A 13725-nucleotide genomic window follows, 5' to 3' on the forward strand; every position below is an offset into this window, starting at 1 on the left:
GATGCATCATTTATATATTGTGATTTTTGGGCTATTTATAGTGTTTGTAATAATATATTTTTTGTTGGCTATTGTTATTTCTCCATCTATTTTATTAGAATCTAGATTTGTTGTTATTTTTTGGGAATTTAGCGTTATTTTGTCAGACTTTAGTTGCATTCTACTTTGTATTGTATTGTTTTGAATCGTGCTATATATATATCCGCTAAATAACAGATTTGTAAGCTGTGGCTTTATGTGCTTGTTTATTTCTTTTGATAAGTTTGTATTGTTAAACTTTGCTTTATTTATGTCAAAATTTATATTTTTTGTATTTGTTGCTAAATCCAAATTTAGATGCATATTAGCAGTGCCACTTAGTATCTTTGGGATTTGTGGGAATATGTTTTGTATTGTTTTGGTGTTTATATTGTTTAACCTTAAGTTTAATCCTTGCTTTGTGTTTGATAGCATAAATGGATTTTTTGAATCTTTTTGTAGTATATCGCCTTGTATGGTTAAGTCATTGTTTGTAAGTTTGCCATTTGCTTGCACATGACCATTTAGCAAACTTTTATTGTTATATGATATATTTTGTATCTTTTCTATTTCTAATTTTAGTGGTATTTCTATGTTAAATGGCTTTATGCTTATTTTTCCATTTTCAGATTCTATGTTTGCTATTTGTGAATTAAGGCTACTTCTAATTATGCCATTACCATTTGCTAAATCTATATTTGTCCTTAGTTTAAACAAGCTAGATGGGAATCCTATTTTTGTTCTCTCTTCTAATAATGGGCTGTTTATAAAAAGCCTATCACTATTTAGCGTTATCGCACCAGAGATTCCATTGTTGAAGTCCCTTAAATTAAGCGATAAATCCAATGAACCATCAAAATATGCTTCTTTATTAAATAAAGTAAAAATATCTTTTGGATCCATTTGTGAAGCATTGGCTATGAGATTTTTTGGCTTTAGATTATTCAAGCTTAGTTCATAGTTTATCTTTGAGTTTTTTAAACCCAAATCTCCAACTATCATCATATTTTTAGAATCGCCTTTTGAAGTGCCACTACTTTTTATATAACCATTTAAAGGGACCTTAAACAATGGAGATAGAGGAGCTATATTTTCAAGTTGTATGTCAAATTGTGTGTTTGTGTTTAAAGAATGTATGTTTGTAACTCCATTTAGAGTTATATCGCCTATTGTTGAGTATATTGATAGTTCATGTTCTAGTGTATTGTTATCAACTATGGCTTTTAAATCTCCTGCAAAGCTTGTTCTTGGTATTTTTATTGAGAATTCTTCTTCTATTGTACTTCTATTTGCCTCACCGCCATCTATTTGCATATTTATAACGCCACCAAATACAGAATCTTTTATGGTTACATCTGCATTCATGGTTATGATTCCATCGCTATATTGTTTTTGATTCAATACCTTTAGAAGTTCTAATAAAGAAGCCTCTTTGGTGCTTAGAGTTAGATGGCTTATATTTAGATAATTTCCATTTATTATAATATCGCTATTTGATTGCAGAAAGTTGCTTTGCGAAATTATCGTGTAATTATTAAATTTACCACTTAATTTTCCTTCAATCCACTCGTTTTCTGATACATTATACTGCTTGTTATTGATTGTTGCTTTAAATCCTTTGGAATTTATAAAGAAGTTTCCATCTATGTTGCGTAAGAATAGGGAGTATTCGACATTTAAAAAAAGTTCTAATGCACCATCATAAGCACTAAAATCAACTAAAATTGATGTTGGAGATAGTGTAAATGAGTTGCTATACCATTGCGTATTTGTTATTTTGCTAAGCTTTGCGATTGCTATATTAGATACTATTTTATTGCCTATGCTAGAAAATAGCACAAGCGGAGTTAGTATTAGAAATGAAACGAAAAATAAAATAACTAGTTTAAGTTTCATATCTCAAAGCTTATAATTCACCAGAGCATCTTTTTTTGCATCGTTCGGCTTCTTGTGTGCCTTTGCCAAATTTCATATTGCAATCTTGCAAACAACCTTTTGTTTTTACTGCTTCACACATTCCTCTAACTTTCTCACATTCTGTGAGACATGATTTCTGGCTTTTATTATCCTTGCGACATTTATTTAGACAATCCTGTTTTATGTCATTACAGTTTGAGCTCTTATATCCAAAGCTCTGTCTGCCACCACCTTCACATCCAACTATAAATAAACCAAATCCAATAAGAGTTAATAAAATAAACAAATTCTTCATAAAAGAAAGTGTAGTGGAAAAATATTAAAAATAACTTTAATTTTGTTTAGAATAATGCTTATTTAAAGCTTATTGTTATAGAATCTAGGCATTTTATTTTTAGGATATTTTATGGATTATAAAGATACTTTAGAATTGCCATCTACTGAATTTCCAATGCGTGGGAATCTCGCACAAAATGAACCAAAAACATATAATAAATGGAAGCAAGATTTAGTCTATTCAAAAATGCTAGAAAATAGACAAGGTTGTGAAGAATTTAATTTGCACGATGGTCCTCCATATGCCAATGGACACTTACATATAGGGCATTCTTTAAACAAGATTCTAAAAGATTTTATTGTTAAATATCACTATTTTAATGGTAAGAAGGTTTATTATACTCCCGGTTGGGATTGTCATGGACTGCCAATAGAACAAAAGGTTGAAGAAAAAATAGGCAAGGGAAAAAAAGAAACTTTACCAAAGGTTAAAATTAGAGAGCTATGCAGGGAGTGGGCTACTAATTTTGTAAAGATTCAAGGTGATGAATTTCAATCATTAGGTGTGGTAGGTGATTTTGATAAACCATATAAAACTATGGAGTTTGCATTTGAAGCTGATATATATAAGGCATTGTGTGAAATAGCTAAAAATGGACTTTTATTAGAAAGAAGTAAGCCTGTATTTTGGAGCTGGGCTGCTAAGAGTGCTCTAGCTGAAGCTGAAGTTGAATATCAAGATAAAGAGGATTATTCGATTTTTGTTGCTTTTGAGCTTAAAAAAGATTCAGTAGATAAATTAAATATAAGTGGTATTGATAGTATAAAGGCAGTATTTTGGACGACTACCCCATGGACACTACCTGCAAATCAAGCAATAGCACTAAATCCAAATGAAATGTATGTAATAACAAAAGAGGGCTATATTTTAGCTAAGGAATTGTTATCTAGCATGGTTGATAAGGGTATTACAAAAGGTGAGATTTTATGTGAATATAAAGGAAGCCATTTTGAAAATCTAGTAGCTACTAATCCGCTAAATAATAGAGATTCTAGACTTATTTTAGGTGAGCATGTATTAATGAGTGGCGGAAGTGGGCTTGTGCATAGTGCTCCGGGGCATGGTGAAGATGATTATTATGTATGCTTAAAATATGATATACCAGTTATTATGCCTGTTGATGATGGTGGATTGTATGATAATACTTTAAAAACACAAGGATTATTAAAAGAAGATATAGTAGATGAATTTATAGGAATGCATATATTTAAGGCAAATGAGAGAATCTTAGAGCTTTTGGGTGATAACTTGCTTCATAGTTCAAAGTTTGTGCATTCTTATCCATTTTGTTGGAGAACACATAAGCCTGTAATTTATAGAGCAACAAAGCAGTGGTTTATTCTTATGGACAAGCCATTTTTTGAGGGTAAGACTTTAAGAGAAATTGCATTAAGTGAGCTAGATAAAACTAGATTCTATCCTGAACATGGGAAAAATAGAATCTATTCTATGATAGAAAATAGACCTGATTGGTGTATCTCAAGGCAGAGGGATTGGGGGGTTCCAATAGCTTTTTTTAACGATAAAGAAAGTGGTGAGCCAGTCTTGGATAAAGAAGTGCTTGATTATGTAGCAGATATATTTTATAAAGATGGTTGTGATGCATGGTGGGAGAGAGAGATTGTGGAATTATTACCAGAATCTTGGAAGCATAAAGCACAAACGCTAGAAAAAAGTAAGCATATATTAGATGTGTGGTTTGATAGTGGTAGCACATGGAAGGCAGTATTGCAAAGCGGAAATTATAATAGTGGAAATTATCCTGCTAGTATGTATTTAGAAGGTAGCGATCAGCATAGAGGTTGGTTCCAAAGTTCGCTTCTAATAAGCTGTGCTATAAATCATAAAGCACCATTTAAAAACATCGTAACTCATGGATTTACTATGGACGAACATGGTGAGAAGATGAGTAAATCAAAAGGGAATGTAATAGCGCCACAAGAGATTCTAAAAGAGCATGGTAGCGAGATACTTAGACTTTGGGTTGCGATGAGTGATTATCAAAATGACCAAAGAATCTCAAAAAATATATTAAAACAAGTTGGTGAAAATTATAGAAAAATAAGAAATACAATTAGATTCTTGCTTGCCAATACAAATGGATTAGATGAGCTTTACTATGAGTTTAGTGAGATTGATTTGTGGATACTAGAATCTGCTAAGAAATGCTTTGATAGCATACATGCTTTACTTGGAGAATATGAGTTTGCAAAGGCGATTCAAGAGCTAACTTATTTCTTAAATGCAGAGTTAAGTGGAATTTATCTTGATATTTGTAAGGATAATTTGTATTGCAATGCAATAGATTCAAAAGAAAGATTAGCCTCTCAAAGCGTTATGGCATTGATTGCTAGTAGATTATTTGCACTACTAGCTCCTATTTTGACTTATACCATAGATGAAGCATTGGGATATACCAAAAGCAAGGCATTGTTGCAACTATGTAATGGTGGAGATAGTGTATTTGATATTATTTACTCTCCGATGCCTTCTTTTGCTACTCCAAGTCATAACTTTGAATCTTTGCTTGAGTTTAGAAGTTTATTTTTAGAACAGATAGATATTTTAAAGAAAGATTCAAAAATAAAATCTACTTTAGAAGTTGATTTATTAGCGTTAAATAATACATTTAAAGAGTTACATTTATGGCTTATGGTAAGCAATGTTACTAATTCTAGCAATGAAGAGATTCTTGGAACTTTTAGTAGTGGTGGCATGGATTATAAGATAGTAAAGGCAAGTGGCAAGAAATGCCCAAGATGTTGGCAGTATCTATCAAAAGAAGAAGATAAACCATGCCCTAGATGTGATGAGGTATTGAGTAAAAAATGCAAATAACAGATGGATTTTTTGATTTTACTAAGCCCGTTGGGCTTGATGAGGTATTATTTAGTGCGGTTATTATTTGTGGATTGTTTTATTTGTGCTATGTATTTATAAGAAATAAGAATCTAAACAAGTAGAGCTTGTTTAGATTTTGAAATAAGATCTAATTTCTTCTGCTTTGTCTGTCTTTTCCCAAGTAAATTCAGGTAATTCTCTTCCGAAATGTCCGTAACTTGCAGTCTTTTGGTATATTGGTCTTAGTAGATCTAGAGATTCTATTATTCCTTTTGGTGTTAGTCTAAATATCTTTCTTACACATTCTTCAATCTTAGAATCTTCTACCTTTCCAGTGCCATGAGTATTTACTAGGATTGATACAGGTTCTACAACACCTATTGCGTATGCGATTTGTATTGTTGCTCTATCACAGATTCCACTCGCTACTAGATTCTTCGCTACATATCTCATAGCATAAGCACCGCTTCTATCTACTTTACTAGGGTCTTTTCCACTAAATGCACCACCACCATGTGGGCAACTACCACCATATGTATCTACAATTATCTTTCTACCAGTTAGTCCAGCATCTCCTTGAGGACCGCCTATTACAAATTTTCCTGTTGGATTTACAAAATATCTTATATTATCATTTGCAAATTGCTCTGGCAAAGCTTTTTTGATTACTTCTTCAATTACTGCTTGGTGTAGTGTTTCTTGCATTGTTTCTGGGCTATGTTGTGTTGATACTACTATTGTGTCAATGCCAACTGGAATCCCATTTTCGTATTTTACTGTTACTTGTGATTTTCCATCTGGTCTTAGGAATGGTAGAGTGCCATCTTTTCGCACTTGTGCTAGTTTTTCTGTGATTCTGTGAGATAGATATATTGGAAGAGGCATTAATACATCTGTTTCTTTACAAGCATATCCAAACATAAGTCCTTGATCACCCGCACCGATTTCGCCATCTTCTCTATCTACACCTTGATTTATATCTGGGCTTTGCTCTCCTATACCATTTAAAACACCAGCACTATGATAGTCAAAGCCATATTTTGCGTCTATATAGCCTATATCTCTAATTACATTTCTAGCAATGTCTTGCATTGGTGCATATGCTGTTGTTTTTAGCTCACCTGCTATTACGCAAAATCCATTTGATAGCAATGTCTCACAAGCAACTCTAGCTTTTGGGTCTCTTTGTATAATGTAGTCTAGTATTGCATCGCTTATTTGGTCTGCCATTTTATCTGGATGTCCTTCAGTTACAGATTCTGAAGTAAAAAGAAATTGATTTTTCATAAATTCACCTTGTATTTTTAATTTTTGTGATTATAGCATTATAAAACTTAATTGTGTGATGCTTTGTTTTATTTTTATCCTATGGAATGTGAAAAATAACTTTTTATGTTTTATATACTTCATATTTATAATTTTTGGATATAATCTAACTTAATGTTGATAGTTTTTATCAACAACTAAATTATTTTAAAAGGATTTTTAATGTTAGTAACTAAAAAAGCCCCAGATTTTAAAGCACCAGCTGTTTTAGCTGATAATAGAATTGTTGAAGATTTTGAGCTTTCTAGAAATTTAGGAAGAAATGGTGCAGTAGTATTCTTTTGGCCAAAAGACTTTACATTTGTTTGTCCATCAGAGATAATTGCTATGGATCATAGAGTGAAAGATTTCGCTGATAAGGGATTTAATGTTATTGGTGTATCTATTGATTCTGATGTAGTTCATTTTGCTTGGAAAAACACTCCTGTGAATCAAGGTGGTATTGGCAATGTTCAATTCCCTATGGTATCTGATATTACAAAGCAAATTTCAAGAGATTATGAAGTTCTAATCAATGAAGCTGTTGCTCTTAGAGGTTCTTTCTTAATTGATAAAAATCAAATTGTAAGACATGCAGTAATTAATGACCTTCCATTAGGTAGAAATATGGATGAAATGCTAAGAATGTGTGATGCATTAACATTTTTTGAAGAGCATGGTGAAGTATGTCCTGCTGGTTGGAACAAAGGTGATAAAGGTATGAGGGCTGATGCAAAAGGTGTTGCTGAGTATCTATCACAAAATGCTGATAAACTTTAATTAATTGATTGCTAAAGCATGGTTGGTATAACCAACCATGCTTACATAATTCTCTCTAATTGTTTTAATGTGATATTTATTTAAACTTCTTCATCTTCTTTTTGCAAGTTTGCTTTTGCAGTATTTGGTAACTTTTCCATGAAGTTTTCTATATCAAATGTTATATTTTGTGTTTTTGCTTCTTTTATTAGCGCTATTGCTTTTTTGCAATTAAAGGAACTAAGTGGATTGTATGGCTCAAATAGACAATTGATAATAGATAAAGCATATGCACTTTTTTTAGTTTCTGAAGAGGCGGAGTGTGGATTATTTATATATGTCACGCTTTGTATTAGAATTTCATCAAACTTCCAATAATCAAATAAGAATCCTAAAAATGATAAGCTGTCAATCCCGCAATATTTATCCTCTAACTCATGGATATTTTGGAAATTATTTTTCATATTTTCTGCTAAAAACTCTTTATCTTTATTTGACTTTATTAGTATTGAAGATAGTAAAATCATTCCGAGTCTTAATAGCATTGCACATGGTATTAATGTGTCTGATAATGCTTTATCTTCTTTGTTTAGCCAATTTGAAATAAATTCTGTTTCTTCTGCTGAATATCTTAAGAATGTATCTGTATCCAATCCATAAGGCGATACATCAACTACAAATTTTTTCTTCACAGCATCTGCTAAGATAGTATTTTTTACATTGCTTACACCAAGTAGTGATACAGCTTGTGGTATTGTTGATATTTGTCTTGAAATCCCATAATATGGCGAATTAGCTAGTTTTAATAATTCTGCTATTAATAATGGATCTTTTGAGATAATGGTTGCAACTTTTGATAATTCTAAATTATCTCCAGCAGTATTTATATAATCCCTAAGTTCAGATACTGTTGCAGGAAGCGGAGGCAAATTGTTTATGGTTTCTAATAATAACGAGTTCATGCGTATCTCCAAAAATACATAATTGATGTTTATAGTTTTACATCCTTCAATCATATAACTTGACAATTGTAGCATGTTTTGCAACATAAGTCATTATTTCGCAAAAAGTGTTAAAATGTGTAAAAACTTTAGGAAGTTAATATGAGATTTGGTAAGATAGATTATTTGAATCTTTTGCCTTTTGAAGTCTTTATGCGTAAATATCCTACTCCTTCTTATTGCAAGTTATTTTATAATAAGAAAAAATCGTATCCTGCAAAACTTAATATAGAATTTTTATTTAATAGAATCGATGCTGGTTTTATATCTTCAATCACAGCCATGAGGGCACAGAATGAAAGATTCCGCGTATTTGATGTAGGTATATGTGCTAAAAAAGAAGTAAAAAGCGTAATTTGCATAAAAGATGATCTAGGAAATGATTATCAATCTGCTACTTCAAATGCTCTTCTTAAAGTGTTAGGGCTTCAAGGTAGGGTATTAATAGGAGATAGGGCTTTAAGATATGTATTAGATTCATCAACAAATAAACAAGACTACATAGATATGTGTCTTTTTTGGGTGGAGAAGGAGAGGATACCTTTTGTTTTTGGTAGATTATGTGCTAGAAAGCATAAGGAGTTTTTTTGTAAAGTTGCTTTGCTTTTTGCAAAGTCTCATGTAAAAATACCTCATTATATAATTGATGAATATTCCAAAAAGAGTGGCGTATCAAAAGAAGATATATTGGAATATTTGAATCTGCTTACATATAAAATAGATAAAAAAACTAAAATAGGCTTATATAGATTCTATAGAAAAGCTAGGATTTTAGGAGTGAAATCACCAAAAAGATTTTAATAACATTTTGATTTAATATTTAATGTAGTTTTGTTTTTGTATAATTGACGCTTTAAATTTTTAATTTCTTAGGAGCGAGAATGGAACAGACATTGTCCATAATAAAGCCAGATGCCGTTAAAAAAAATGTTATTGGTAAGATAGTAGATAGATTCGAGAGCAATGGTTTAAGAGTGGTAGCTATGAAGAGATTACATCTTGGAAGATGTGATGCAAAAGAATTTTACGCTGTTCATAAAGAAAGACCATTTTTTAATGATTTAGTGGATTTTATGGTTAGCGGTCCAGTTGTTGTTATGGTGCTTGAAGGACTAAATGCAGTAGCAAAAAATAGAGAATTAATGGGTGCTACAAATCCAAAAGAAGCAGCTGTAGGCACGATTAGAGCGGATTTTGCAGATAGCATTGATGCTAATGCTGTTCATGGTAGCGATAGTTTAGATAATGCAAAAAAGGAAATAGAATTTTTCTTTGCAAAAAGAGAAATTTGTTAATAATATAGATGAATAAAATACCATTTTTAAAAGCATTTCAGATATGCAGGAATGGTGATAAGATTCCATTTAGTGTATCATTAGATAGTGTTAGTTTAGATGGTTATTTGTGTTTTGAATCATCTCATAGTGATTTTTTGAGATTATGTGCCAAACTGACCGGAAGCGTGAATCTAGTTTGCGACATTAGTGGTGATGAATACTTAGAGAATCTAGATGAAAATTTGGATTTTTATCTAAGCAATGGAGCAGTTAGTTTGAGTAATGAAACTTTCGAAGAAGTTTTAGAGTGTGAAGGTGGAATTATCGATTTTGAAGATATTCTTAGAAGCGAGATAGAAATTATTATTTGTGATTATCATATTAAGGAGTAAAAAATGGCAGTACCAAAGAGAAGAGTTAGTAAAACTAGAGCAGCTAAAAGAAGAACACATTACAAAATTACATTGTCTATGCCTGTGAAAGATAGTGATGGAACTTGGAAAATGCCTCATAGAATGAATAAATTCACTGGAAGTTATAAAAATTAAGTTTAATAATGAGAATCGCAGTTGATGCAATGGGTGGGGATTTTGGTGCTTCCCCACTTGTTGAAGGTGCTATATCAGCATTAAAGGAAAAGAACTTTACGCTTGTGCTCGTTGGAAATGAAGAGGTGTTAACACCGCTTGTTCCTTCATCTTTTGCTAATAGAGTTCAGATTGTTCATTGTGATGATGTCATTACGATGGATGATCTAGCTACTTCAGCAATTAAGCGAAAAAATAGTTCAATTTATGTAGCTATTGATATGCTAAAAAATAAAAGTGTTGATGCAGTAGTGTCTGCTGGACATAGCGGTGCTACTATGAGTTTAGCTACTTTAAGAATAGGCAGATTAAGTGGAATCTCTCGTCCTGCTATATGCACTCTTATGCCTAGAATCGACGGAAATAAAAGTTTGGTTGTAGATGCTGGGGCTAATGTAGATTGCAAGGCAGAGAATCTATTTGAGTTTGGGATTATGGGGCATGAGTATGCATGTTCTATATTGAAGTATCAAAATGCACGAATTGGGATATTATCCAACGGAGAAGAAGAGTGTAAGGGTAATGAGATTAGCAAGAATGCTTTTATGTATTTAAAGTCCCACCCTTCCTTTATCGGTAATATAGAGGGCAATAATATATTTGATGCTTCAGTTGAAGTTATAGTTTGTGATGGTTTTGTTGGTAATATAGTGTTAAAAACTAGTGAAGGAGTTGCAGATTCAATAGTGTATCTGTTAAAAACCTATATAAAATCATCGCCACTTGGCACTTTTGGTTCTTTGTTTTTAAAGAGTGTTTTTAGCAAACTTAAAAAGCAAATTGATTATGCAGAATATGGTGGTGCTCCATTGCTTGGCATTGATGGAAATGTAATTATTTGCCATGGCAAGAGTAATTCAAAGGCTATGAAGAATGCCATTTTTCAAGCTATTGCTAGTATAGAAAATAATATCAACGATAGAATATTATCTGCGTTAGCTAAATATAAGTCATAATTTAAAGGAGCAACTAATGGATAAACCTATATATGCGGCACTAAAATCCATTGGTGCTTGTATACCAGATAGGATAGTTACTAATGATGACTTAGCTCAAATAGTAGATACTAGTGATGAGTGGATTACTAAAAGAACGGGTATAAAAGAGAGGCGATTTGCCTCAAGTAATCAAGCAACTAGCGATTTGGCTATAAATGCTGCTAAAGTAGCATTAAATAGAGCCAATATAAAACCTTCTGATATTGATATGGTTATAGTTGCAACTATATCACCAGACTTTTTATGTATGCCATCTACTGCATGTGTTGTATCTAGTGCTTTAGGCATTGTTGGCAAACCAGCCTTTGATATTTCAGCAGCTTGTAGCGGATTTATTTATCTATTATCTTTGGCGAAGTCTTTTATTGAATCTAAAACATGTAAAAATATATTGATAATCGGTGCAGAGAAACTATCTAGCATAATTGATATGGAAGATAGAAGCACATGTGTTTTGTTTGGTGATGGTGCTGGTGCGGCTGTTATTGGTGCTACTTGTGATATCTCTAAAAGCATTTTAGATGTCAATATTTCATCAAATGGTGAGTATCAAGATTTTTTAATGACACCCGGCTGTGGTAGTAGGAATCCAATTACAAATGATACGATAAATGATAGATTGCAGTTTATAAAAATGAAAGGCAATGAAACTTTTAAGATTGCTGTAAAAACATTAACAAATGATGTAGTTGAGATTCTAAAGAGAAATAATCTTTCAAAAGATGATATTGATTTTTTTGTGCCACATCAAGCGAACTTACGGATTATTTCTGCAGTTGGTGAGGCTTTGCAATTCCCAGATGACAAAGTTGCAAAAACGGTGCATAAATACGGCAATACTTCAGCTGCTTCTATACCAATTACGATTAATGAACTATTTGAGGAGGGCAAGATTAAAGATGGCTCAAGATTATTGTTAGATGCTTTTGGTGGTGGTCTAACTTGGGGCTCTGCATTGCTTAGTTTTAATTCCGTTTAGGATATTTTATGAAGCTATTATTATTTTTTATTCCATTCTTTCTTGTTGCAAGAGACTTCTCTTATGATCCTTTTTTGTATGATATAGATGAGGTTCATGTAAATGGTATTTTGCTAGATAGAGTAAATATTAATGGTAATTGGTATAAAAAGGGTGAGGTATTTGAAGATTATTTAATTTATGATATACAAAATAGATGTGTGGTGCTAAAAGACAATGATGAGGTTAGTAGGCATTGTATAGGTAAAGTTAGTAATTTTAATATCAAATAATATGAATTTTAAGCTTTTATTTTTACTTTTTATTTTTTATTCTTCTTTGATTGCTGATTGCAAGTATCGCTCTTTTTCTCTATCTGTCCCAAAAGATTCAGAACTATCAATAAGAGATATATTAGGTGAGCTTGGTGAGGAATGTTATTTTAGTGTTATTTATAATGAAGATGAGGTTTCTTCATTATTGGATAAAGAGTTACCTATTATAAATATAAAGGACAAGAATCTTGATTATGTTTTTAGTGTTTTGTTTAGACATGCTAATTTACATTATTTCTATAAAAATGACACACTAAAGCTAAAATACAAGCATTCTAAAACATTTGACTTAAACTATATAAACACGAATCGAATCGGCAATAGTAGCACTTCAGTATCAATAAATAATGAAGAAAGCAAGGGTTCTAGTGGTGCTGATATGATTAGTCTTAGTCGTTCTGGGGTTGATATACAAAGTGAAGATGGATTTAATTTTTGGGCTAATATTGAAGATGAATTAAAAGAAATGCTAACTAATAGCGAGGATTCTGATGTTGTGGTCAATAGAGGGGCTGGATTAATAACCATAAGAGCTACAAGAACTAATTTAGATAGGGTTGAATCTTATATTAAAAGTTTGCACTCTAGGCTTCAAAGGCAGGTTTTAATAGATGTAAATATCTTAAGTGTTGTTCATAAAAATTCATATACAACAGGTATAAATTGGGATAGCTTATATAATCTCCAAAACTTAACCATACCATTTACTGCAGATTCTGCCAACTTAGAAAATAGTAGTGGCATTAATGTGTCAAATGGTGAATTTAAGTATGGCATTAACATTTATTCACAAGCTTTAAGTCTAAATAGGGTAGTTGAGTTTTTACAAACCTATGGAAATGTATATTCTATCTCAAATCCAAAAGTGCTAACTTTAAATAATCAACCAGCAATGATAAGTGTTGGAGATATTTTACGATATAAAAAAAGTTCCATATATCAAAATACAAATGCACAAACAACGCTAACAAATACAGACAATGAATATCCAAGCATTTTTGCAGGTGTATTGCTTGATATAACTCCATTAATATTTGATGATGAGATTATGCTAAAGATAAACCCATCAATAACCAAAACAAAAGACGATAACTTAAAACAAACACAAGCCTTAGAATCTCCTCCGAATCTAACAACAAATCAGCTCTCATCAATTGTTAGAGTAAAAAATAATGAGCAAGTTATTTTGGGGGGATTAATCTCAAAAAATACAACAAATGTTCAAAATAAAATTCCACTCTTAGGACATATAATTCCGCCTTTATTTTCATACACACAAGATGTATCACACATTGAAGAAATAGTGTTTATAATACAGCCAAAAATAATAGAAAATAAAGAACTAAAGGAATTAAGCTTAGAATCTTTGGGGTATAAAATATTGGAATAATT

General features: G+C 31.7%; 15 protein-coding genes. 11 read left to right on the forward strand and 4 right to left on the reverse strand.

All coding sequences use genetic code 11. From position 1 onward, the window contains the following. Positions 1-6: 6 nt before the first annotated feature. Both PF022_RS07245 and PF022_RS07250 read right to left on the reverse strand, forming a co-directional pair. Positions 7-1914 (reverse strand): hypothetical protein, encoded by a 1908-nt coding sequence (locus tag PF022_RS07245; RefSeq protein ID WP_271023357.1) that lies wholly within the window; start codon positions 1912-1914, stop codon positions 7-9. Between the two features lie 10 nt (positions 1915-1924). Continuing rightward, a complete protein-coding gene (locus tag PF022_RS07250; protein WP_271023358.1) occupies positions 1925-2230 on the reverse strand; it encodes a hypothetical protein in 306 nt (101 codons plus the stop codon). 111 nt (positions 2231-2341) lie between these two features. Here PF022_RS07250 and ileS point away from each other — a divergent pair, with 111 nt between their 5' ends. Further along, positions 2342-5110, forward strand: coding sequence for an isoleucine--tRNA ligase (ileS, locus tag PF022_RS07255; RefSeq protein ID WP_271023360.1), 2769 nt, complete (start codon positions 2342-2344; stop codon positions 5108-5110). Then, positions 5101-5235 carry a hypothetical protein gene (locus tag PF022_RS07260; RefSeq protein ID WP_271021833.1) on the forward strand — a complete coding sequence of 45 codons (135 nt, stop codon included), beginning with the start codon at positions 5101-5103 and terminating at the stop codon, positions 5233-5235. Before ileS ends, PF022_RS07260 begins: the two co-directional genes overlap by 10 nt. A 7-nt stretch (positions 5236-5242) precedes the next feature. Here PF022_RS07260 and metK read toward each other — a convergent pair whose 3' ends face one another. Beyond that, positions 5243-6400 carry a methionine adenosyltransferase gene (gene metK / locus PF022_RS07265; RefSeq protein WP_271021834.1) on the reverse strand — a complete coding sequence of 386 codons (1158 nt, stop codon included), beginning with the start codon at positions 6398-6400 and terminating at the stop codon, positions 5243-5245. Between the two features lie 201 nt (positions 6401-6601). Here metK and PF022_RS07270 point away from each other — a divergent pair, with 201 nt between their 5' ends. Then, positions 6602-7198 (forward strand): peroxiredoxin, encoded by a 597-nt coding sequence (locus PF022_RS07270; RefSeq protein ID WP_271021835.1) that lies wholly within the window; start codon positions 6602-6604, stop codon positions 7196-7198. An 80-nt stretch (positions 7199-7278) separates the two neighbouring features. On the opposite strand, the gene PF022_RS07275 is transcribed toward PF022_RS07270, so the two are convergent. After that, positions 7279-8139: an HDOD domain-containing protein gene (locus tag PF022_RS07275; RefSeq protein WP_407081418.1), complete on the reverse strand. Its 861-nt coding sequence runs from the start codon at positions 8137-8139 to the stop codon at positions 7279-7281. Positions 8140-8280: 141 nt separating this feature from the next. Between PF022_RS07275 and PF022_RS07280 the strand changes: the two genes are divergently transcribed. The 8 genes from PF022_RS07280 to mshL all read left to right on the forward strand — a co-directional run bounded on the left by PF022_RS07280 (position 8281) and on the right by mshL (position 13723). After that, positions 8281-8979: an MqnA/MqnD/SBP family protein gene (locus PF022_RS07280; RefSeq protein WP_271023361.1), complete on the forward strand. Its 699-nt coding sequence runs from the start codon at positions 8281-8283 to the stop codon at positions 8977-8979. A gap of 80 nt (positions 8980-9059) precedes the next feature. Continuing rightward, positions 9060-9473, forward strand: coding sequence for a nucleoside-diphosphate kinase (gene ndk, locus PF022_RS07285; protein WP_271021837.1), 414 nt, complete (start codon positions 9060-9062; stop codon positions 9471-9473). An 8-nt stretch (positions 9474-9481) separates the two neighbouring features. Then, the gene (locus tag PF022_RS07290; protein WP_271021838.1) at positions 9482-9847 is read left to right on the forward strand and encodes a hypothetical protein; all 366 of its coding nucleotides are present in this window, start codon (positions 9482-9484) and stop codon (positions 9845-9847) included. Between the two features lie 3 nt (positions 9848-9850). Beyond that, a complete protein-coding gene (gene rpmF / locus PF022_RS07295) occupies positions 9851-10003 on the forward strand; it encodes a 50S ribosomal protein L32 (RefSeq protein WP_271021839.1) in 153 nt (50 codons plus the stop codon). A 5-nt stretch (positions 10004-10008) separates the two neighbouring features. Next, positions 10009-10998: a phosphate acyltransferase PlsX gene (gene plsX, locus PF022_RS07300; RefSeq protein WP_271023385.1), complete on the forward strand. Its 990-nt coding sequence runs from the start codon at positions 10009-10011 to the stop codon at positions 10996-10998. Between the two features lie 16 nt (positions 10999-11014). Beyond that, positions 11015-12019, forward strand: coding sequence for a beta-ketoacyl-ACP synthase III (locus PF022_RS07305; protein WP_271021840.1), 1005 nt, complete (start codon positions 11015-11017; stop codon positions 12017-12019). An 8-nt stretch (positions 12020-12027) separates the two neighbouring features. Then, entirely contained in the window at positions 12028-12291 is a 264-nt protein-coding gene (locus tag PF022_RS07310; RefSeq protein WP_271021841.1) for a hypothetical protein, read from the forward strand. A 1-nt stretch (position 12292) separates the two neighbouring features. Then, a complete protein-coding gene (gene mshL / locus PF022_RS07315; protein WP_271021842.1) occupies positions 12293-13723 on the forward strand; it encodes a pilus (MSHA type) biogenesis protein MshL in 1431 nt (476 codons plus the stop codon). Positions 13724-13725: the final 2 nt, after the last annotated feature.

Source organism: Helicobacter sp. WB40 (assembly GCF_027859275.1).
GTDB lineage: Bacteria > Campylobacterota > Campylobacteria > Campylobacterales > Helicobacteraceae > Helicobacter_D > Helicobacter_D ibis.